18 protein-coding genes and 1 pseudogene are annotated in these 20,705 nt (G+C 67.8%); 12 read left to right on the top strand and 7 right to left on the bottom strand.

The window, feature by feature from the left end:
• Positions 1–65: 65 nt before the first annotated feature.
• The gene (locus tag ACY48E_RS06230; RefSeq protein WP_462871260.1) at positions 66–1,085 is read right to left on the bottom strand and encodes an SDR family NAD(P)-dependent oxidoreductase; all 1,020 of its coding nucleotides are present in this window, start codon (positions 1,083–1,085) and stop codon (positions 66–68) included.
• A gap of 204 nt (positions 1,086–1,289) precedes the next feature.
• Between ACY48E_RS06230 and ACY48E_RS06225 the strand changes: the two genes are divergently transcribed.
• The 3 genes and pseudogenes from ACY48E_RS06225 to ACY48E_RS06215 form a co-directional block, all read left to right on the top strand.
• Positions 1,290–2,663, top strand: coding sequence for a flavin monoamine oxidase family protein (locus tag ACY48E_RS06225; RefSeq protein WP_462871519.1), 1,374 nt, complete (start codon positions 1,290–1,292; stop codon positions 2,661–2,663).
• 137 nt (positions 2,664–2,800) lie between these two features.
• Positions 2,801–4,231: an aminobutyraldehyde dehydrogenase gene (locus tag ACY48E_RS06220; protein WP_462871259.1), complete on the top strand. Its 1,431-nt coding sequence runs from the start codon at positions 2,801–2,803 to the stop codon at positions 4,229–4,231.
• 73 nt (positions 4,232–4,304) lie between these two features.
• Positions 4,305–5,216, top strand: a pseudogene (locus ACY48E_RS06215) (aminotransferase class III-fold pyridoxal phosphate-dependent enzyme); the annotation flags it as partial.
• A gap of 2 nt (positions 5,217–5,218) precedes the next feature.
• Here ACY48E_RS06215 and ACY48E_RS06210 read toward each other — a convergent pair.
• Complete coding sequence (locus ACY48E_RS06210) at positions 5,219–6,385, bottom strand: THUMP-like domain-containing protein (RefSeq protein ID WP_462871258.1); 1,167 nt, start codon at positions 6,383–6,385, stop codon at positions 5,219–5,221.
• A 72-nt stretch (positions 6,386–6,457) separates the two neighbouring features.
• Here ACY48E_RS06210 and ACY48E_RS06205 point away from each other — a divergent pair, with 72 nt between their 5' ends.
• Positions 6,458–8,044: a DUF2207 family protein gene (locus ACY48E_RS06205; RefSeq protein WP_462871257.1), complete on the top strand. Its 1,587-nt coding sequence runs from the start codon at positions 6,458–6,460 to the stop codon at positions 8,042–8,044.
• Positions 8,045–8,085: 41 nt separating this feature from the next.
• Here the strand turns inward: ACY48E_RS06205 and ACY48E_RS06200 are convergent, their stop codons facing one another.
• Both ACY48E_RS06200 and ACY48E_RS06195 read right to left on the bottom strand, forming a co-directional pair.
• The gene (locus ACY48E_RS06200) at positions 8,086–8,724 is read right to left on the bottom strand and encodes a response regulator (RefSeq protein ID WP_462871256.1); all 639 of its coding nucleotides are present in this window, start codon (positions 8,722–8,724) and stop codon (positions 8,086–8,088) included.
• On the bottom strand, positions 8,721–9,914 hold the full coding sequence (locus tag ACY48E_RS06195; RefSeq protein WP_462871255.1) for a sensor histidine kinase: 1,194 nt from the start codon (positions 9,912–9,914) through the stop codon (positions 8,721–8,723). The genes ACY48E_RS06200 and ACY48E_RS06195 overlap by 4 nt, the downstream gene beginning before the upstream one ends.
• A 172-nt stretch (positions 9,915–10,086) precedes the next feature.
• Between ACY48E_RS06195 and ACY48E_RS06190 the strand changes: the two genes are divergently transcribed.
• The 8 genes from ACY48E_RS06190 to ACY48E_RS06155 all read left to right on the top strand — a co-directional run bounded on the left by ACY48E_RS06190 (position 10,087) and on the right by ACY48E_RS06155 (position 18,770).
• Positions 10,087–11,157 carry an ABC transporter permease gene (locus ACY48E_RS06190; protein WP_462871254.1) on the top strand — a complete coding sequence of 357 codons (1,071 nt, stop codon included), beginning with the start codon at positions 10,087–10,089 and terminating at the stop codon, positions 11,155–11,157.
• Complete coding sequence (locus ACY48E_RS06185) at positions 11,154–11,843, top strand: ABC transporter ATP-binding protein (RefSeq protein WP_462871253.1); 690 nt, start codon at positions 11,154–11,156, stop codon at positions 11,841–11,843. Before ACY48E_RS06190 ends, ACY48E_RS06185 begins: the two co-directional genes overlap by 4 nt.
• A gap of 203 nt (positions 11,844–12,046) precedes the next feature.
• On the top strand, positions 12,047–12,595 hold the full coding sequence (locus ACY48E_RS06180; protein WP_462871252.1) for a thioesterase family protein: 549 nt from the start codon (positions 12,047–12,049) through the stop codon (positions 12,593–12,595).
• Positions 12,592–14,112, top strand: coding sequence for a flavin-containing monooxygenase (locus ACY48E_RS06175; protein WP_462871251.1), 1,521 nt, complete (start codon positions 12,592–12,594; stop codon positions 14,110–14,112). Before ACY48E_RS06180 ends, ACY48E_RS06175 begins: the two co-directional genes overlap by 4 nt.
• 5 nt (positions 14,113–14,117) lie before the next feature.
• Complete coding sequence (locus ACY48E_RS06170; RefSeq protein WP_462871250.1) at positions 14,118–14,975, top strand: short-chain dehydrogenase/reductase; 858 nt, start codon at positions 14,118–14,120, stop codon at positions 14,973–14,975.
• Positions 14,972–16,735, top strand: a complete 1,764-nt coding sequence (locus ACY48E_RS06165; protein WP_462871249.1) for an alpha/beta fold hydrolase — start codon at positions 14,972–14,974, stop codon at positions 16,733–16,735. The genes ACY48E_RS06170 and ACY48E_RS06165 overlap by 4 nt, the downstream gene beginning before the upstream one ends.
• Entirely contained in the window at positions 16,732–17,586 is an 855-nt protein-coding gene (locus ACY48E_RS06160) for an SDR family NAD(P)-dependent oxidoreductase (RefSeq protein ID WP_462871248.1), read from the top strand. Before ACY48E_RS06165 ends, ACY48E_RS06160 begins: the two co-directional genes overlap by 4 nt.
• 11 nt (positions 17,587–17,597) lie before the next feature.
• On the top strand, positions 17,598–18,770 hold the full coding sequence (locus ACY48E_RS06155; RefSeq protein WP_462871247.1) for a PucR family transcriptional regulator: 1,173 nt from the start codon (positions 17,598–17,600) through the stop codon (positions 18,768–18,770).
• 50 nt (positions 18,771–18,820) lie between these two features.
• On the opposite strand, the gene ACY48E_RS06150 is transcribed toward ACY48E_RS06155, so the two are convergent.
• The 3 genes from ACY48E_RS06150 to ACY48E_RS06140 form a co-directional block, all read right to left on the bottom strand.
• Positions 18,821–19,240 carry a TA system VapC family ribonuclease toxin gene (locus ACY48E_RS06150; RefSeq protein ID WP_462871246.1) on the bottom strand — a complete coding sequence of 140 codons (420 nt, stop codon included), beginning with the start codon at positions 19,238–19,240 and terminating at the stop codon, positions 18,821–18,823.
• Complete coding sequence (locus ACY48E_RS06145) at positions 19,230–19,475, bottom strand: hypothetical protein (protein ID WP_462871245.1); 246 nt, start codon at positions 19,473–19,475, stop codon at positions 19,230–19,232. The genes ACY48E_RS06150 and ACY48E_RS06145 overlap by 11 nt, the downstream gene beginning before the upstream one ends.
• Before the next feature lie 398 nt (positions 19,476–19,873).
• Positions 19,874–20,434: a GrpB family protein gene (locus ACY48E_RS06140; protein WP_462871244.1), complete on the bottom strand. Its 561-nt coding sequence runs from the start codon at positions 20,432–20,434 to the stop codon at positions 19,874–19,876.
• Positions 20,435–20,705 lie beyond the last annotated feature (271 nt).

The raw sequence follows: 20,705 nt of genomic DNA, 5'->3' as shown, positions 1-20,705 counted from the left end.
GCATAGGCAACGGCCGACACTCGCCGACAGTCGGCACACCCCCCTCAGCGCTTCCCCGCGCGCTGCTACTGCACCGACCACCCGCCGTCGGAGGGAAGGATGACCCCGTTGAGGTTCACCGCGTCATCGCTGAGAAGGAAGCTGATCGATGCTGCCAACTCGGCCGGGGTCGCGATTTTCGGGGTCGCCTGCTGATAGAGCCCCAGACGTGCCGATCCTACGGCGGAAATATTGGCGGGCATCTGAATTCCCGTCGCGACTCCTCCCGGTGCCACCACGTTCACTCGGATGCCCTGGGGCCCGTACATGAAGGCAGCGCTCTTGGTCAGCCCGAGCATGCCGTGCTTGGACACCGTGTAGGCGTTGCCGGCGGCATTACCGCGCAGCGCCGCCTCCGATGCCACGTTGACGATCGATCCGGCGCCGGCCTCCACCATGGTCGGCAGAACTGCGCGGATCAGCTTGAACGCGCCCGTCAGGTTGATGCTGATCACGCGATCCCACATGGCGTCGGTTGTCTCGTGTGCGGGGGAGAAGTCGTCGACGATGCCCGCCACGTTGGCCAGGCCGTCGATACGGGGCCCGGCCAGCTCGACACAGCGGTCGATGTCACCCTGGTCGGTGATGTCCGCGGGTGCTGGAACGATGTCGCACTCGGGCAGCGCGGCGACCAGGTCGTCGAGACGATCTCCGCTGATGTCGATCGCAACCACCCTGCCGCCTTCCCTCGCCACTCGTGACGCGGTCGCCCGCCCGATACCGGACGCCGCACCCGTGACGAGGATCGTCTTCCCGCGGAAGCGATCAGCAGTGATCACCTCGTTCCACTGATCCGACGACTCGTCTGCCGGGAGTGCGCCGCCGTTGACAGCCCGCACCAGTTCCTCGACCACGGCCTGCGTGATGCGTCCCTGGCTGTAGGTCACCAGCTGCTGCAACGGCATGTCTCGGATCGTGGCGAGCTCGGACTCGTCGAACCCTTCGGCTGCGTCGAACGCGCGCGTGAGCAACGGCCCACCATCGGCGCTGTTCAGCCAGGTCTGGACCGAGCTGATCAGGGTGAGCTGCTTCGCGGACTGTGGCATGGAGGTTCCCTTCGACGGCCTATTTGCGTACGTCCATCGTACGTAAATTGGGACGCGCGGACAACCGAGCTGCGTGGTGGGCTCACCTCGCAACACCACGCCCCATCGGAGATCGACCGCACCCACAATGGTGGATGTACACCGGGCCGCATCCGCGCGGTCGGTGGCGCTGACTCCGCCAGACCCAGCCGAACAGCATCGACTATTCAGGAGGCACTCATGACCGCCATCGAGCGCGATGTCGCGATTGTCGGCGCCGGTCCGTCCGGACTTGCGGCGGCACTGGCCCTGAGGGAGGCCGGGCTGACGGTCGCCGTACTCGAAGCACGCGACCGGGTGGGGGGCCGAACCCACACCGACGTGATCGACGGCGCAGTCCTCGAGGTCGGCGGTCAGTGGGTCTCACCCGACCAGACCGAACTGCTCTCGCTGCTCGACGATCTCGGGCTCGACACCTTCGACCGGTACCGCGAGGGTGAGTCCGTCTACATCGCTCCGGACGGGGCGGCCACGCGCTACAGCGGCGACCTCTTCCCGGTGAGCGAGTCCACCGCCCAGGAGATCGAGCGTCTGATCGAGATGCTGGACGCACTGGCCGCCGACGTCGGCGCCGAGGAACCGTGGGCGCACCCCCGTGCGCGAGAACTCGACACCGTCTCGTTCGAGACCTGGCTGGCCCAGCACTCCGATGACGCCGAGGCCCGGTCGAACATCGGCATGTTCATCGCCGGTGGGATGCTCACCAAGCCCGCGCACGCGTTCTCGGCGCTGCAGGCGGTCCTCATGGCGGCCTCGGCGGGATCCTTCAGCAATCTCGTCGACGACGGCTTCATCCTCGACAAGCGCGTGGTGGGCGGAATGCAGGAGGTGTCGGTACGCATGGCCGCGCGCATCGGCGACGACGTGCACCTGGAAGCTCCCGTGCGCACGATCCGATGGGACGAGGCCGGCGTGACGGTGGTGGCCGACCGCGACATCGAGGTCCGTGCCCGACGTGTGATCGTGGCGGTGCCGCCGAATCTGTACAGCCGGATCTCCTACGACCCGCCGCTCCCGCGTCGCCAGCATCAGATGCATCAGCACCTGTCGCTGGGCCTGGTGATCAAGGTGCATGCGGTGTACGACACCCCGTTCTGGCGTGAGGACGGGCTGGCGGGCACGGGTTTCGGTGCGTCGGAGATCGTGCAGGAGGTCTACGACAACACCAACCACGGCGACCAGCGCGGAACCCTGGTCGGGTTCGTCTCCGACGTCAAGGCCGACGCGATGTTCGAACTCGACGAGCAGGAGCGCAAACGGACCATCCTCACCTCGATCGCGAAGTACCTGGGGCCTCGTGCGCTGAACCCGGTGGTGTACTACGAATCCGATTGGGGCTCACAGGAATGGACGCGCGGCGCCTATGCCGCGAGCTTCGACCTCGGCGGTCTGCATCGCTACGGCAAGGATTCGCGCACACCGGTCGGCCCGATCCACTTCTCCTGCTCCGACATCGCGGCGGAGGGGTACCAGCACGTCGACGGCGCACTGCGCATGGGTCGGCGCACTGCCGCGGCCATCGTGGACGCGCTCGGCTGAGGCACACTGCCGGGGTCTTCGCATCGAGCTGGCCGGCGAGCTGACACCGGACCAATCGGACGCGAATCCATCTGCGCGCAGCCACCGCGCCGGGCACACTGATCCCACCACCACACGCCGGGAAGAGGGGCACCCACATGTCGCACGAGGTACTGCGGAACTTCATCGACGGCGAGTTCGTCGCGAGCGCATCCACCGAGACCATCGATCTGATCAGCCCGGTCACGGAAGAGGTGGTGGGTCGCTCACCGATTTCGACGGCCGCCGATGTCGAGGCCGCCGTCGCGGCGGCGCAGCGTGCGTTCCTCACGTGGGGGCGCACCACCCCGAAGGAACGCCAGGCGGCGCTGTTGAAGCTGGCCGATGCGCTCGACGAGCACTCCGACGAACTCGTCGAGGCCCAGAGCAGAAACACCGGCCAGCTGAAGGGGTTGATCGCCGACGAGGAGGTGGCGGTCGGGGCCGATCAGCTGCGGTTCTTCGCCGGCGCCGCGCGACTGCTCGAAGGCAAAGCCGCCGGTGAATACATGGAGGGGTTCACCTCCTACGTCCGCCGCGAACCGATCGGGGTGGTCGGGCAGGTGACGCCGTGGAACTACCCGCTGATGATGGCGATCTGGAAGATCGGTCCCGCCCTCGCGGCCGGCAACACGATCGTGCTCAAGCCGAGCGACACCACTCCCGAGAGCACGCTCGTCCTTGCCCGGTTGACTCGCGGCATCCTGCCCGACGGTGTTCTCAACGTGGTGCTCGGCGACGGGGGCACCGGCGCGACGCTGGTCGAGAATCCCGCATTGGGCCTGGTGTCCATCACCGGCTCGGTGCGGGCCGGGATCGCCGTCGCGGTCTCGGCCGCCTCCCAACTCAAGCGCGCCCACCTCGAACTCGGCGGCAAGGCACCGGTTCTGGTGTTCGCAGATGTCGACGTCGAGAAGGCGGCCGGCGGTATCGCCGAGGCCGCGTTCTTCAACGCCGGTCAGGACTGCACTGCGGCGACGCGAGTGATCGTGCACGAGTCGATCCACGACGCCCTCGTCGACGCGCTCGTCGCCAAGGCGGCAACCATCAGGCCCGGCGCCCCGGACGATCCCGACGCGTTCTACGGGCCCCTCAACAACAGTCGCCACTTCGCCGCGGTCACCGAGAAGTTGGCCGCGGTTCCGTCCACCGCCACGGTGGTCACCGGTGGCGATCGTGTGGGGGAGAGGGGCTTCTACCTCGCTCCCACCATCATCACCGGCCTCGATCAGCAGGATCCGCTGATCCAGGAGGAGACGTTCGGCCCGGTGCTCACGGTGCAGAAGTTCACCACCGAGGAGCAGGCCATCGCCCTCGCCAACGACGTGCGCTTCGGGTTGGCGTCGAGCGTGTGGACCACCGATCACGGCACCACCCAACGCGTCAGCGCCGCACTGGATTTCGGAGCCGTGTGGATCAACTGCCACATCCCGCTGGTGGCGGAGATGCCGCACGGCGGCTTCAAGTATTCCGGGTACGGCAAGGACCTCTCCGCCTACGGCGTGGAGGACTACACCCGCATCAAGCACGTCATGAGCTCCCACGAATGAGCGCACCCACCACCGACCCGGGCACGACCACCGAACAGGGAGCGACCATGGACCCCCTCAGCTTCCGGCTACCGCCGGTATCGCCGTCACCAGTGTCGGTGCGTCGGATCCCGCTGTGGTGGAGGCGGTTCGGGAGCAGGTGGGGCACTTCACGCACACCTGCTTCATGGTGACCCCGTACGAGGGGTACGTGCGGGTGGCGGAGGAACTGGCTGCGCTCACACCCGGCGACCACGACAAGCGCACCGTGCTGTTCAACTCCGGCGCCGAGGCCGTGGAGAACGCGGTGAAGGTGGCCCGATTGGCGACCGGCCGTGATGCCGTCGTCGCGTTCGACCACGCCTACCACGGACGAACCAACCTGACGATGGCGCTCACGGCGAAGACGATGCCGTACAAGACGGGCATGGGCCCCTTCGCACCCGAGATCTACCGGATGCCGATGTCGTACCCGTACCGCGACGAGCCAGGCCTCACCGGCGAGCAGGCGGCGGCGCGTGCGATCGACCGGATCGAGGTGCAGATCGGCGCGCAGTCCGTTGCCGCCGTCATCATCGAGCCGATCCAGGGCGAGGGCGGGTTCATCGTCCCCGCGCGCGGTTTCCTTCCCACACTGGCGAACTGGGCTCGCGAGAAGGGGATCGTGTTCATCGTCGACGAGGTGCAGACCGGCTTCTGCCGCACCGGGTCGTGGTTCGCCAGCGACGACGAGGCGATCGTGCCGGACATCATCACCATGGCCAAGGGAATGGCCGCGGGGATGCCCCTGTCGGCGATCACGGGCCGGGCCGAGTTGATGGATCGGGTGCACGCGGGTGGTCTCGGCGGCACGTACGGCGGCAATCCTGTGTCGGCGGGGGTCGTATTGCTGACCTGCGGTACCTACGGCAACGTGATTCGACTGCTGCCGCCCCTGGTCATCTCCGACGAGCTGCTCGACGACGCGCTCACGGTGCTCGAGGAGGCCGTGCGTTCCTGCGCGTGAGGTCAGACGGGCTCCACCAGGAACGCGGCGCCCTTGTCCGCAACCCGGGTCATCACGACGGTGGCCGTCCGGGTCCCGCTCAACTGCAATGACCGCACCAGGCGTTCGGGAACGATCTCGACGCCGCGCTTCTTGACTGTCAGCGTCCCGATGTCGCGTTCCACCAGCGCCGCGCGGAGCGCCTTGGTGCGGAAGGGGAGTTGGTCGACGATGCGGAACGACCTGGCCAACGGATGCCGGGCGGCGGAGTCGGTGGTGATCCAGGCGATACGCGGGTCGATGAGGCGACCGGTGAGAACCCTCGCCAGCTCACCGACCAGTCCCGCGCGGATCACGGCGTCGTCGGGTTCGTGCAGCCACGTCCCGATCACACCCACATCCCCGGGATCGCCGTCACCGGTGAGGTGATGGGGTGTGGCCGTCCCGCGCTCGAGAGCCGTTGCCCGACGTACGGCAGTGGCCAGGGGAGGACCCCACAGGCACGCTTCCACCAGGTCGCCATCGTCGCTGACCCACTGCGCCTCGACACCTTCAGGTATTGCGGAGTGGTCGATGCCGGGCAGGGTCTTGACCACCGCGGCGCCGGTCAGGTGCTCGGTCACCGTCGCCCACGGCGGCCGCATGGCTGCGGTGTCGAAGATGCGGCCGCGCCCGTCACGACGGGCGGGATCGAGGAAGACGATCTCGTCGGGCCGGGCGGTGACCGCGTCCGCGTCCCCGGTGATCACCTCACCGGCCAAGCCCAGAGCCGCGAGGTTCGCGCGAGCGATGGCCGCGCGCGTCGGATCGATCTCCACCCCGCGCACGCTCAGACCTGCGCGAGCGAACGCGATCAGATCGCCGCCGATTCCGCACCCGAGGTCGAGCACTGCAGTGACACCCGAGTCCGCGAGTCGACGGGCGCGCAGGTCGGCCACCGACCCTCTGGTCGCCTGCTCGCGGGCATCGTGAGTGAAGTACATGCGAGCGGCGTCGTCGCCGAATTTCGCCGCCGCCAGGCCCCGCAAATGATTCTGCGTCACCGCCGACGCGACGAGATCAGGGGAGTGGTTGCGGCGCAGACGTTCTCCGAGTCCGACGTCGCTCTCGATGCCGGCGCGCGCGTGCACCTCGGCGAGCAGTGCCTGCCCCTCGTCGGTGAGCAGTCGGGCGAACGTCTCGGGGTCCATGGGCTCCATCGTCGCACCGAGTCGGTGCGGTCAAGCCTGTTCGTTAGAGCACCGAGTGGATATGCTCGGCCGATGTTGCAGGCAAGTCGGACGTCCATCGACACGAGCCTCGCGCGAAGCCGAGCGGTCACGATCGTGATGACGATGCTGCTGGCCCTCGCCGCCGCCGGAGCCCTCGCCGGGTGCTCGGACAGCGCAGCCGGTGACACGACGTTCCCCAACCTCGTGGCGGGGCAGCGGGTCTACGACACCACCGACCGTTCCCTCGACGCAGCGCAGCGCGCCGACCTGCAACGCCGACTCGACGACCTGCGACGCGACGCGGGAGCGGACGTGGTGGTCTACGTCCGAGACCTCGACGCCGACCCCGACACCACCTTGAAGCAGGTGGAGGCGCTCTACCACGCCTGGGTCGACGCCACCGGCACCAATGCGGACACCGCCGGCGCGATCCTGATCAACCGTGAACCGGGCACCGGCGACGAGGCCCGCGCGGGCGTGTTCGTCGGTCGCACGTTCGACGGGGGCAACGTCCCCCGCGACGAGCAGAAAGCAATCGTCGACGATGCACTGATCCCGCCGCTGCGCGACGGCAGGGTGGCCGACAGCGCTGCAGCTGCAATCGACCGCCTGCGCTCGTCGATCCTCTTCGGGCCGCCGACGTCGGCTCTGAACCGATTGGCAGCGGGCCCGGGATCGTCGTGGTTGCCGTGGACCGGCCTCGGGGTGGTCCTGCTGGGGTTCGTCGGAGTTGCGCTCGTCTACCGCACCAGAGCCCGGCCCACCGTCGTCGTCGGCGAACCGACCACCATTCGCCCCGACGGCACCGAACCCGCAATCGCCACCGCCCTGATCCACGGAACCTCTCCGGCATCGAGCCTTCCCGGCACCCTTCTGGCGCTCGCCGCCCAGAGAGCACTTCGATTCGAGCCCGAGCGGACCGGGAAGAAGCGCGAGCCCGACGGTATCCGCATTGCTCTTCTCGATGCCACGCGCGTTCGCGGCGACGTGGCGCGCACGGTGTGGGACCTGCTCGACCGACATCAGAGCGCCGGAGTAGTCGACAGTGCCGCGCTTCAGAAGGTCATGAGGAGTTCGAGGGAGCTCTCCGCGGCGGTGGATGCGGACTGGAGGTCGAAGGGCTGGTTGAACGAGGGAGCACGCCGGAAGCGGATCACCCTGATGATCCTGGCGCTCGCGGCGGTAGTGGTAGCGATCGCCGGTGTCGTCGTGGCGTCGGGTGGCTCGGTACTGATGCTGCTGACCGTGATCCCCGCCGCCGTCCTGGTGATCGTGGCGATCGTTGCTGCCGCCCGGTTTTCCCGGCTGACCACCGACGGCCTGGACGCGGCCCGGCGGTGGCAGGCGTATCGCGACGGTCTGAAGGCCGATGCACTGGGCGAGGCGCCGCCGACCATCGACCTCGACGCCGCACTACCGGACATCGTGGCCTTCGGACTCGCGAACACGTATCGCCCGTACTTGGAATCGGCCACCGAACCGGGCAGCCCATCACCACTGCGGACGCTCGCCGGTACCAATTCCGGCGCTGTTCCGTGGGCAGTGTTCGCCACGGTGATCGTCGCTCCCAGCTCCACGGCATCGACGGTGTCGGGGGTCGGCGCCGCCGGCGGGGGTGGCGCGGCGGGGAGCACGTGAACATCGCGGACTGTCGACTCCGCCGACAGTCGGCTCCCGAGTCATCGCCGGATGATGCCCGCGCTGATCGCGGCGGCCACCGCGGCGGTGCGTGAGTCGACGCCGAGCTTGGAGAACGTCCGCGCGAGATGGGATTTCACGGTGCCCTCGGTGAGGTGGAGGCGCGCTGCGATGCCCTGATTGGACAACCCGTCGGCAACGAGCTGCACCACCTCGACCTCCCGTCGAGTGAGCGCGGCACCCGGAACGCGCATGCGCTCGACGAGTCGGTCGGCCACCGTCGACGACAGCGTCGTGCGCCCCGCCGCGGCGTTGCGAACAGCTGCGGCGAGCGTGTCGGGCGCAGCGTCCTTGAGCAGGTAGCCCGCGGCTCCCGCCTCGATCGCGGGCACGGTGTCGGCGTCGGAATCGAACGTGGTCACGATCAGCACCCGCGGCGGGTCGGGCACCGCGGTGATTGCGGCTGTCGCCTCCACACCGCCCATCGCGCCCACGCCGAACTGCAGATCCATCAGCACCACGTCGACCTCTCCTGACAGCGCCGCCGCGACCGCCTCCTCCGCGGTAGCGGCCTCGGCCACGATCTCGAGGTCGGGTTCGGTCTGCAGCACCGCCCGCAGACCCGCCCGGACGATCGGGTGATCATCCGCCAGCAGTATCCGAATCGAAACGCCACTCACGAGCCCGCCCGAGCAGCAACAGCAAACCGCGCGGTGACCGTGGTGCCGCCACCCGGCTTCGAATCGATGACCATCGTCGCGTCGGCGTCGCGGGCGCGTGCGCGCATCGTGGGCAGACCGTATCCGTCGCCGCCCTGCTGGGCGGGAACTGCAGCGTCGGCGTCGAATCCGATCCCGTCGTCGGTGACGGTGAGCACCACGGCGTCTCCGTCGGCTCGCACGCCGATGTCGGCGACGCGGGCTTGGGCATGTTGCACCACGTTCGACAGCGCCGACTGCACGATCCGCAGTACCGCAACCTCCTGCGCGGTGGACATATGGACGGCCGGCTCGAACTCGAGCCGAACCTCGACTCCGTGGCGCGCAGATGTGGCAGCGGCGAGCCGGTCGAGCGCGTCGTGCAAGGTGTGGTCGTCGAGCGCGGGCGGCGTCATCGCCGCGATGAACCGGCGCGCCTCGGCCAGATCGTCCGCGGCGGCAGTGCGTGCCTGCACCACGAGCTCAGCGGCAGTGTCGGGGGCGTCGGGCAGGGAGCGCTCGGCGGCATGGAGCAGCAGCTGAATGCTCGTGAGTCCCTGCGCAAGGGTGTCGTGGATATCGCGCGCGAGCCGGTCGCGTTCGGCGAGGACGCCGGCATTGTGTTGCGCGGCAGCGAGATCGGCCCGCGTCGCCGTCAATTCGTCGATCAGTTCCCGGCGACGCTCGTTCTCCCGGAACAGCGCCTGATACCCCCAGACGACCGCGACCGCGACCGCCGCACCCAAGCTCGGGCCCAGAACATCGCCCGCCCCGAACGATCCCCGGTGCGCGCTGAACCCGCCCACCGCGGCAACGGCGACGACGACCACCGCGACGAGCCCAGCGCGACGCGGTAGGAGGTGGAGCACGAGGAAGTACAGCGGGAACGCCACCCACACCGCGTCGGGGGTCACCGCGAGCAACACCAGCCAGGTCGCGGCGAAGGTCGCCAGCCAGACACGCGCGGCCGTTCGCGACCGCTGCACCCGCGGCGTCACGACTCCGACGGCATACACCGCCACGCACACCACCACGGCGACGATCACCCCGACGCCACCACCCTGCGCACCGCCGCCGCGCGCGGCAGCCAGCACGAGCAGCCCGGCGACCATCAGGTGCAGGAACCACACCAACGCCGCCGGCGAGGCGGGCACGGACTTCTCGGACCTCATAGTCGATCAACACTACGCAGCGCACACGTCTGCCACCTCTGTCGAAAGATGCAATTCCACACCCCCCGTTCGACCCGCGAGGTCTCACCGTTCGCCGGATGGCACAGCGTGCCGCGCCCAGCAGAGTCGATCCCGGCACCACCGCGGTGCCGGAAAGGAATGAGGTGCCGTCATGTTCTTCGCACTGCGAGACCTCCGACACGCCAAAGGCAGATTCGCGCTCATGGCCACGGTCATCGTCCTGATGACCGTCCTGATCGGGATGTTGTCGGGGCTGACCGGGGGACTGGGCCACCAGAGCACGTCCGCCATAACCGGGCTGCCCGTGGACCACATCGCGCTCCAGAGCCCACCGCCGGGGGAGAAGACGTCGTTCTCGGAATCGACCGTCACCACCGGCCAATGGCGCCAGTGGGCGCAGACGCCCGGAGTGGAACGAGCCGAACCGGTCGGCATCGCCACGACCCGCGCACAGGCCGGCCAGAGCCGGACTGCCGTGTCGGTGTTCGGTGTCGAACCGGGCTCCGGACTGGCCCGCGACCTCGTGCGGGACTCCGACGTCGTGGTCTCCGGTCCCGCCGCCCGCGCACTGGGCGTCGACGTCGGGGACACCGTCACCGTCGGCGGACAGCAGCTGACGGTCAACCACGTCGGCGGCGACGACTGGTACAGCCACACGCCCGTCGTGTGGACGACTCTGACGACCTGGCAACAGTTGGCACCCCCCGGTGCCGACGCCACCGCCATCGCGCTGACGACACGCCCGGGGGTCGACATCGCCGCGGCCGACCGCAGCATCGGGACCACCACGACCACGGTGTCCGGATCGGTGACCGCGATCGGCTCGTACACCTCCGAGAACGGTTCGCTGCAACTGATGCGGGGACTGCTCTTCGCCATCTCCGCACTGGTCGTCGGGGCGTTCTTCACCGTCTGGACCATGCAGCGCAGCGCCGACATCGCGGTCCTCAAGGCACTCGGTGCCTCCACTACGTCGCTGCTGCGCGACGCCGTCGGCCAAGCAGTGATCCTGCTCGTCGGTGGAACCACCCTGGGAGCGCTGGTCACGGCCGGTCTCGGCGCGGTGGCGGCGTCCGCCACGACCATCCCGTTCACCCTGACACCGGCGACGATCGTCATGCCCGCCGCGGTCCTGGTCGCCCTCGGCGCCCTCGGCGCCACACTGTCCATCCGCACCGTCACCTCGGTCGACCCCCTCACTGCACTCGGGAGCACACGATGAGCCTCACCCTGACCGACATCACCCTCACCTACCCGGACGGAACCTCACGGGTCACTGCACTCGACCGCGTCTCGCTCCACGTGCCCGACGGGTCGATGACAGCGGTGATCGGGCCCTCTGGTTCGGGCAAGTCGAGCCTGCTCGCGGTCGCCGCCACCCTGATCACCCCCGAGTCGGGAACGGTCACGATCGACGACGTGACGGTCACGGACCTGACCCCTCGGGAACGAACCCGGCTGCGCGCGAACACGATCGGCATCGTGTTCCAGAACGCCAACCTGCTACCGGCGCTGACCGCACGCGAACAGCTCGAGGCCATGAGTTACATCGGCGGCCGTCGAACACGCAACACCCGCGGCCGAGCACTGGACCTCCTCGACGCCGTCGGAATGCTCGACTGCGCCGATCGCCGACCTCACCAACTCTCCGGCGGACAGCGCCAGCGGGTCAACATTGCGCGGGCACTGATGAACGACCCGTCGGTACTGCTGGTCGACGAACCCACCAGCGCACTCGACCACGCACGGGGCGCCACGATCATCGAGCTCGTCGCCAGGCTGACCCATGAGCAGAACACCTCGACCCTTCTGGTGACCCACGACCCCACGCACCTCGCCGCGGCCGACGCCGACGTCGAGATGCGGGACAGCCGACTCCACCCATCGACCGAGGCCCTCCACGCATGAGAGCGCAGCGGCGAAGGTGGCCCGGCGGGGAGCAACTGACAACCGCCTGATCCCGGGACGGGTGTGCACGGTGCACTGCGCCGGGTAGTCGATTCTGTTCGTCCAGCCCTGGGCGCAGCCGGTTCGGCCACGGAGGATTCTCTCCTGACCGGGCAGGATGAGAGGGGCCGCGCGAGATGATGACGATCCGATGGATCCTCGCGATGCGATCGCAGTTCCGTCGTCCCCGATCGTCGTTCGGCCACAGCCTGGTCGCTCACTTCCGGGTCGGCCTGTCCGACCTCGACATGCTTCGTCACATGACCAACGGCCGGTACCTGTCGATACTGGACGCCGCTCGCATCGACTACATGGCCCGAACCGGCCTGTGGCGGCACCTTCGACGCCACCGGTGGCACCCGGTGGTCGTCGCGCAGACCATCGGTTATCGGCGGCCACTGACGCTGGGTGTGCGATACGACGTCGTCACCACGCCGCTCGGCTTCGACACGCGAAACACCTACTACCAACAGACGTTCCGCGTCGAGGCGACCGTTCACGCCCACGCCGTCGTCGCCGTTCGAATTCTCGACTCGCGAGGATCGTCGATCACCCCGGATCTCATCCGCGCCCTTCCGGTGACCTTCTCGGTTCCGTCCACCCTGCCGCCGTGGGTCGTCTCATGGGTGGCTTCCATGCACATCGCCGCCGACACCGCGAACAACGACGGCGCGCCCATAACCACCCATTCCCACCTCGGAGGCAGCTCATGACGATTCCACCGACAGATCCCACCCCGGGGGCCTCGAACCCACCGGTCGCCGACACCGAGCACTACCGTTTGGCGATCGTCGGCTCGGGTTTCGCCGGCATCGGTGCCGCTGTCCGGTTGGCCGACCGCCACGAGGGGAGTGTGGTGATCTTCGAGCGAGCCGAGACCGTCGGTGGCGTCTGGCGCGACAACACCTACCCCGGGGCTGCGTGCGATGTTCAGAGCGCGCTGTACTCCTTCTCGTTCGCACCTAGTTCACGATGGCGGCACACGTTCGCACGGCAGGAGGAGATCCGCGCTTACCTCGAACGGGTCGCTCGCGACAACGGGCTCCTCCCGCATCTGCGAACCAGATGCGCCGTGACCTCGGTGACCTGGGACGTGCCGAACCTGCGGTGGGTCCTGCACCACGAGAAGGGAGTCGTCACCGCAGACCACGTGGTGCTCGCCACCGGCGCGCTGGCCGACCCGGTGACTCCGGACATCGCTGATCTGGAGTCCTTCGACGGTCCCGTCTTCCACTCCGCCCGCTGGGACCATTCCGTCGATCTGTCCGACAAACGTGTCGCCGTCGTCGGCACCGGGGCGTCCGCCATCCAGTTCGTCCCGCAGATCCAGCCCGTGGTTCGGTCACTGACGCTGTTCCAGCGCACCGCACCGTGGGTCATGCCGCGCCACGACGCGTCGATCTCGCGCGCGCAGCGCTCGACCGCCGCTCTGCTGCCCTGGCTTCAGCGACTGCGACGCGCCGCGGTGTTCGCCACCCGCGAGGTCAAGCTCGCCGCGTTCCGGCATCCGGCCCTGATGGCCATCGGTGAGAAGGAGGGACGCCACCATCTCGAGGCGGCGGTCTCGGACCCCGCACTGCGCGCAAAGCTCACCCCGGACCACTCGATGGGCTGCAAGCGAATTCTGCTGTCGGACAACTACTATCCCGCGCTCTCGCAACCGAACGTATCGGTGCGGACATCCGGGATCGAACGTGCGACGCGCACCGGACTGGTGGACCAGGACGGTGTCACCCACGAGGTCGACGCGGTCATCTTCGGCACCGGGTTCGAAACCAAACGCCTACCGTTGACCGACTCGGTGGTCGGACCCGACGGCACATCGCTGGCCGAGCACTGGGGGAAATCGCCCCGCGCGTACATGGGCACGTCGGTAGCGGGGTTCCCCAACCTCTACCTCATGCACGGGCCGAACATCGGACTCGGGCACACGTCGGTGATCATGATGTTCGAGTCCCAACTGCGCTACATCAACAAGGCCATGCGGTGGTGCGCCGAGCGCGCGGTGGCCACCGTCGAACCCACTGTCGACGCCCAGGCCAAGTTCGGCCGGCTGGTGGACGCGCTCACCGACGGCACGGTCTGGACCAGCGGCGGGTGCACGAGTTGGTATCTCGACGCCACCGGGCGAAACAGCAACCTCTGGCCCGCCAGCATCTTCGGTTATCGGCGGCGTGCCTCGAAGTTCCGAGCCGCCGACCACCGCACCCGTATCGTCAAGGAATCCTGACCACCATGAGCACGTCCATCAACGGCAAGGTCGTCGTCATCACCGGGGGAGCGTCCGGGATCGGCGCCGCCACCGCTCACGCTGCCGCAGCCAGGGGAGCGCACGTCGTCCTCCTCGACCGGGAGGATCCGCACGCCGTCGCCGCCGCGCTGCCGACGACACCGGGGAGTCGGCACCTCGGTCTGCGTGCCGATGTCACAGACAGCGCGTCACTGCTTTTTGCCATTGAGGCCGTGATCGACCACTACGGCTGCATCGATGTCGTCGTCGCGAATGCCGGCGCAGCCGAGGCCGGGACGGTCGCGGTCAGCGACGTCGAAACCCTGGCGCGGACGGTCGAGGTCAATCTCACCGGAGTGATTCGCACAGTGCACGCCACCCTCGAGCACGTCTGCGCGCAGCGTGGCTACTTCCTTCTGGTGTCCTCCGCGGCAGCACTGAAGAACGTGCCCGGTGGATCGGCGTACGCGGCGTCGAAGGCGGGTGTGGAAGCGTTCGGCGGTGCCATTCGGCTCGAGTTGGCGCACCGCGGCGTCGGTGTCGGGGTTGCCCACCCTGCGTGGGTTCGCACCCCGATGTACAGCGCACAGAACTCGATCGACGCTGTCCGTGCCGGCATCGAGAAGCTGCCCTGGCCGTTCGGCGTGGTCACCGATGTGGGGGAGTGCGCGGACGCCTTCGTCGCGGGTATCGAAGCGCGGAGCAGGAAGATCTACGTGCCCGCGGCTCTGGCAGCTGTGGACAAGGTTCGCGGCGTGTTCACCGGCAGACTGTGGGACGTGGTGGTGGGCCTGCGGGCATCGGCGACGGTCCCTGCCCTCGAGCGCGAGATCCGCTCCCTGCGTGCGGAGGCGTCCGCGTGAGCGGCAGGTGCATCGTTCTCATCCATGGCCTGGCGGGATCACCACGAACCTGGAGCCGCGTCCAGCCGCTTCTCGAGCCCACCGCAACGGTGATCACGCCCGACCTCTGTGGTCTCGGCTCGATCGAGGACGACGCTCTGACCGTGGCACGCGAAATCCGCGCCACCACCGCGGGGCCGGCCACTCTGGTGGGCCACTCCCGCGGCGGCCTGGTGGCGACGGCAGTGGCCGAACTCTATCCCGGCCTGGTCGAGCGATTGGTCCTGGTGTCTGCACCGCCCACCCTCGCCAGTCGCCTCACCGCGCGCAACCTGTCCGAGCGATTGCTGCGGGTACCGCTCCTCGGGCCCGCCCTGTGGCGGGTGGTTCCCACCGGTGCCCTCCGTCGCGGGTTGGGTACGGCATTCTCGCCGGATCCTCGAGTGCCGCAGTTCGCGGTCGACGACCTCGCGCGTACGGGGCACCGGAACTTCATCACCGCCGGCGACGGCATCGAGCACTACCTGGAGGCAGCGCCACTCGACGAGCGTGTGGTGGGGCTGCGATGCCCGATCGACGTGGTGTACGGACTCGAGGACGGGCGCGTCGACGCCGCCGCCATGGCGCGCTGCGCCGCCCGTGACGGTGTTCGCGCCTTCCCCCTGGCCCACGAAGGTCACGGCGCACCGTGGACATCGGCGGGCATCGTCGCCGACATCGTGGCCGGGCATCGCCCGCCGACCTCGGCGATCACGCCCATCCGCCGCGCCGACCCGGTTCTCGAGCCTCGTCCGTGGCGTCCGCCGCCGATACCCGAACGCGCACACCGAACTGCGAGCGGTGAGCCACTGGCATCGCTTCGTCGGATCGAACTCCCCGGACGGGGGCCGGAGGATGTGCGCGTCGATTCGCAGGGACGCATCATCACCGGAATCGAGGACGGCCGCATCCTGCGGGTGTCACTCGATTCGTCTCCGGCGGTGGAGACGCTGGCCGACACCGGTGGTCGACCCCTGGGCATTGCGATCGTCGACGATCGCACGCTGCTGGTCTGCGACAGCCGCCGCGGGTTGCTGAAGGTGGACATCGATTCCGGTGCGGTCACCGTCCTGGTCGACAGTGTCGACGGGCACCACCTGAACTTCGCCTCCAACGTGGTTCGAGGCGAGTCGGGGCGGATCTACTTCACGGCGTCGACCACACGCTTCGACTTCGAGGACTACCTCGCCGATCTGCTCGAGCACTCCGGCACCGGTCGAGTGCTGGCACTCGAGCCGAACGGTGCTGTGCGCACCCTCGTCGACGGCATAGCGTTCGCGAACGGCCTGTCGGTCTCGCGGGACGAGAGCGTGATCACGGTGGCCGAGACCGGCGACTTCCGCCTGGCGCGGTACCGGGTCAACGGTTCGGACGTGGTGGCGACGACACCGCTCGTGGACAACCTGCCGGGCTTCCCCGACAACATCTCCGACGAGGGCGACCTGACGTGGATCTCGCTGGCCAACCCTCGTGACCGTCTGTTCGATGTTGCCGCACGGCTACCCACCTTCGTGCGTCGGCGCGCCTACTCGGTGCCACCGTCGCTGCGGGCATGGACCGCGACCACCTGGGTCATGGCCGTCGACCGCGACGGAACGGTGGTCCACGATCTTCAGGAAAGCTCGGAGAGTTTCTCGATGGTGACGTCCGTGGTGAGCACCGGCTCGCACCTGGTGCTGGGAAGCATCACCGAGTCCGCACTGGCCGTGCTCGATCACCCCTCTCGGAAAGGCACGCGATGACCGCCTCTGCACTCGACCGCAAGGTCGTACTGATCACCGGAGGTGGTGGGGGACTGGGGTCGGCCACTGCCGTCGAGTGCGCCGCCAGGGGCGCCCGCGTGGTGCTGCTCGATCGGGACGCCGCGGCTCTCGCACGAGCCGCCGAGACCATCGGTGCTGCTGCCACCACCCACGTCCTCGACGTCACCGACGAACGCGCATGCGCCGACGTCGTGGCGCGGGTGGTCGGCGAGTTCGGCCGCATCGACATCGTCTGGGCCAATGCCGGTGTCTCGGTGTTCGGGCCGGTCGATCTCCTGGACGACCGTGCGTGGCAACAGGTGATCGAGGTCAACCTCATCGGTGCCCACAACATTGTTCGGGCAGCGCTGCCGGCCGTGATCGAATCCCGCGGCTACGTGGCGATGACGTGTTCGTGGGCCTCGTTCGCGCATCAGCCCGGTCACACGGCCTACGCCGCGGCCAAGGCGGGCCTCGAGGCCTTCGCCAACTCACTTCGGACCGAGCTGGCCGGCACCGGGGTGGAGGTCGGTTCCTACCATCCCGGGTGGATCGACACCACGATGGTGACCTCGAAGCTGGGTCAGCAGGCGTTCGCCGCACTCCTGCAGTCCCTGCCCGGCCCGTTCGGCTCGGTCAGCACCACGGCCGCCATCGTGCCGCACTTGACGCGCGCACTCGAATCTCGCTCGCGTCGAATGATCTACCCTCGAGCCGGATGGGTGCTGCTCCTGGCAAGAACTGCCCTTCCCACCCGACTTCTCACACGCCGCAGCAGAATGGTGGCGCCGACGATCCGCCGGCTCAGCAGCCGCGAAGCAGGAGCCTCAGCCATGACACCGCAACAGTGACACCCGGGTACGTGAAACTGACCGATGATGACGACCCGCAGCAGCGGGAGGTGACGGCGGCGACACGAATCGCCTCCTTGCTCGACGGTATCGACGCTGAGATCGACACGCTCGCCGCCGATCTTACGTCGCTGTACCGGGAACGGATACCGGTCTACGCACTCGTCGCGCGTGACGACATCGAGCGCAACACACGCGCGGTTCTCGACATCGTGGTCCGCCAGGTCCGCAGCGACAGCCCACGGATCAACGAATCGGAGCTGGCAATGCTGGCCCGCCGGTGGTCCGCCCAGCAGATTCCACTGGAGTTCGTCGCGCACAGCATTCAGGTGGGAGCCCGCAGGCTGGCCACGGTCATCCGAGCCAGGGCGGCCGAGCGTGGATTCTCCAGCGCGGTGATCGACGACCTGCAGGACATCATGTGGCACTGGGCCACGTCCTACGCCGCGGTGATCAACTCGGTCCTGCAGGAGAACGCTGTGTCCACGGCGGCACGGCGCAGCACCTTCATGCGACGGCTGATCGAGCGAGCCCACCCGTCCTCGTCCCTGCCCGCAGTGTTGGCCGAGAACGGGATAGACGCCGACCGGACTTACCACGTCGCAGTGGCCGACGCGGAGGATCCCGACTTCACCTCCGAGGTCCTGGCGCGCCTGCGAGTGCGATGCGGGCTCGCAGGCGCGCCGGTGTTCGACGCCGTCGTCGACGCGTGCGTCGTCGCACTCCTGCCGACGGTCCCCGCCGACCTCGAGGTGAGTGCACTCGTTGCAGTCGGACCGCCGACGCCGCCGTCGGACATCGGGGCCTCGTATCGACAGGCCCGGCGGACACTCGAGATCGCACAGCGCTTCGGCCGTCGGGGAGTGTTGAGTCCAGCCGATCTGGGCGCACTTCCACTTCTCGTCGCCGATGACGACGCGGCATCGGCGGTCGCCGATGCCCGTCTGGCACCGCTGCGCGAACGAGGTGACGGCGGCCGCGAAATCATGGAGACCGTCAAGGCGTTCCTGGTTCACAACCGGCGGATCGACGAGACCGCTCGGGCACTGTTCCTGCACCGCAACACCGTGCGCAATCGCGTTGCTCGATTCGGTGCGCTCACCGGGCTCGACCTCGAGGTCACCGACGATCTGGTGTTGACGTGGTGGATGCTCGGGAGAGAGCTCGATTCGGGAGACGGCTGAGCGTGGCGGGGTTTTGGGGCAGGGGTAGGGGTAGGCCACATGAGGCCTCGTCAGCCGAACCAGGCGTTGATCCAGCGTCGATCCTCGGGCATGAGCGCCGCCTCGATCGCGCTGTCGAAGGTCACCAGCTGTACGCCGTGTGACGCGGCCAGATTGACGAGCTGAAGATCTGTGACCTGCCGACGGCCCATCAGTACGCGGGTGTCGATCACCGGTGCGGCCAGCGAGGCGTTGTCGGCGAGGAAGCTCCACCCCGGTACCCGACGTATTGCCTCCAGCTGTCCGAGCGCCTCGCCGCCGCTCACCTTCCGCCCCACGACCTGCTCGGTCAACAGCAGTCGGAGCAGCCCCGCTTCGGTGGACGGACACGTGCTCCAGGAGTCGAGCTCGGCGAACCTTTCGTGCGCAAGCGCGTGATGGACATGCTGGTCCCAGGTCAGAGCGAGGAGGACGTTGACGTCAAGCAACATCGCCTGCGTCCGGCTCGTCATCGAGGTACGCGGCAACCACTTCATCGGTCACGGGACGTCCGGGGACCCCGGGCAGCACGGGAAAGCCCGATGGTCCGCTCCGCGGTGCACGTGCAGCGCCGAGGCCGGCGAGAGCGAGGTCGGAGACGGCTCTACCCAGCGAGATTCGCTCGGCAGTCGCCTTGGCCCGTGCGGCGCTGAGAACCGCCGGGTCGAGGTCGAGGGTCGTGCGCATACATGCACCATAACATCACCGCATCATTGCATCTAGGTTCACGGCTTCACTCCGGGCAGTCGGCTCCCGAGTCATCGCCGAATGATGCCCGCGCTGATCGCGGCGGCCACCACAGCGGTGCGTGACTCTACGTCGAGCTGTCGCCTGGAGCAGATCTGTTCTGCGTCAATGAAATACGGGGAAGGTAGCGAAGCGCACGATTTTCCAGACCGATGTTCCGTTGAGACATGTAGCGCGAAAGCAGTTCTCACGGCCACTGATGGGTTCAGTGTGCTGGGTCGAGAGGGCCAGATAGTTGCACCTAATGCACTATGCAATGGTTCACTGGATAACGGCATTATCAGGTCTAGTCGAAATCTCCTGCTCTTTCGGGCGTACGACGGCCCGCTTGAACGGCTTTACAACCGGCGGTTAGTCGGATTGTCGAGGACGGCTTGAATGAACTGGTGCTTGGCCGCGCTGTAGGCTTCGCGGTCGTCGCCATGTTCGGCTGCGAGCGCGCGTTTGAGCGCTGCGTAATTCGCCATCGTGGATGGATCCGCTCGAAGGGCGTCACGAAACGCAAGCTGTTGGTGCCAGTGTGCGCTGTCGGTGGTCATGATGTGCAGGTGAGCAAATCGGTAGCCCTCCTTGATTTTTACGAAGAATCGTCGCCAAGGTCGTCGGTCCAGATCCGGGGTGACGTAATGCCAATCGTGCTCGGAGAGAACCGCTGCCATCGAGTCTGAAGCGTCCAGATGAGCCACTGCGGCTTGGAGGTCGATGATTGGTTTTGCCGGCAGGCCTGGAATCGCGGTGGAGCCAACGTGCTCGATGCGGCCGACGAGCCATGGCGCGAGTAGCGCTTGCAGGGTGTCGCATAGGCGTTGTCCTTGCGCCTCCCAGTCGGGGTCTGCGTCGATGATCTCTATGGTTTCGGTGGCCCAGCTCGGCCAGGGTGAATCGGTGCTCTCGGGCATGGGAACCATCCTTCCACTGTGAGGGAAGATCCTCACAGATCAGATGTCAACCAAACCGGGGGCAGTCCCAAAGTTCATTGTTGGGCTGTCCACGCTGGCGTTCGGTGAGGTCTGGGCGGTGGGCGGACGAGAGGGCAATTGCCTGGCAGCTGGTTTCATTACGAGTGCAGTTGGCGGCCGGTCTCGACGGTCTCGAGACGGTGATTGTCTTGCGGGTTCAAGGTGCGACGTGGGCGGTGATCGGCCAAGCGGTTGGGATGACCCGCCAGTC

It is taken from the genome of Rhodococcus sp. AZ1 (assembly GCF_054979605.1).
Note: the sequence above shows the minus strand (reverse complement) of the source record. Positions and strands in the feature narration are given on the sequence as shown.

What these genes read in the sequence shown, in the direction of transcription:
- ACY48E_RS06230 (WP_462871260.1), bottom strand. Translation starts at nt 1,085, where the DNA reads ATGCCACAGTCCGCGAAGCAGCTCACCCTGATCAGCTCGGTCCAGACC.
- ACY48E_RS06220 (WP_462871259.1), top strand. Translation starts at nt 2,801, where the DNA reads ATGTCGCACGAGGTACTGCGGAACTTCATCGACGGCGAGTTCGTCGCG.
- ACY48E_RS06210 (WP_462871258.1), bottom strand. Translation starts at nt 6,385, where the DNA reads ATGGACCCCGAGACGTTCGCCCGACTGCTCACCGACGAGGGGCAGGCA.
- ACY48E_RS06205 (WP_462871257.1), top strand. Translation starts at nt 6,458, where the DNA reads ATGTTGCAGGCAAGTCGGACGTCCATCGACACGAGCCTCGCGCGAAGC.
- ACY48E_RS06195 (WP_462871255.1), bottom strand. Translation starts at nt 9,914, where the DNA reads ATGAGGTCCGAGAAGTCCGTGCCCGCCTCGCCGGCGGCGTTGGTGTGG.
- ACY48E_RS06190 (WP_462871254.1), top strand. Translation starts at nt 10,087, where the DNA reads ATGTTCTTCGCACTGCGAGACCTCCGACACGCCAAAGGCAGATTCGCG.
- ACY48E_RS06185 (WP_462871253.1), top strand. Translation starts at nt 11,154, where the DNA reads ATGAGCCTCACCCTGACCGACATCACCCTCACCTACCCGGACGGAACC.
- ACY48E_RS06180 (WP_462871252.1), top strand. Translation starts at nt 12,047, where the DNA reads ATGCGATCGCAGTTCCGTCGTCCCCGATCGTCGTTCGGCCACAGCCTG.
- ACY48E_RS06175 (WP_462871251.1), top strand. Translation starts at nt 12,592, where the DNA reads ATGACGATTCCACCGACAGATCCCACCCCGGGGGCCTCGAACCCACCG.
- ACY48E_RS06170 (WP_462871250.1), top strand. Translation starts at nt 14,118, where the DNA reads ATGAGCACGTCCATCAACGGCAAGGTCGTCGTCATCACCGGGGGAGCG.
- ACY48E_RS06160 (WP_462871248.1), top strand. Translation starts at nt 16,732, where the DNA reads ATGACCGCCTCTGCACTCGACCGCAAGGTCGTACTGATCACCGGAGGT.
- ACY48E_RS06150 (WP_462871246.1), bottom strand. Translation starts at nt 19,240, where the DNA reads ATGTTGCTTGACGTCAACGTCCTCCTCGCTCTGACCTGGGACCAGCAT.
- ACY48E_RS06145 (WP_462871245.1), bottom strand. Translation starts at nt 19,475, where the DNA reads ATGCGCACGACCCTCGACCTCGACCCGGCGGTTCTCAGCGCCGCACGG.
- ACY48E_RS06140 (WP_462871244.1), bottom strand. Translation starts at nt 20,434, where the DNA reads ATGCCCGAGAGCACCGATTCACCCTGGCCGAGCTGGGCCACCGAAACC.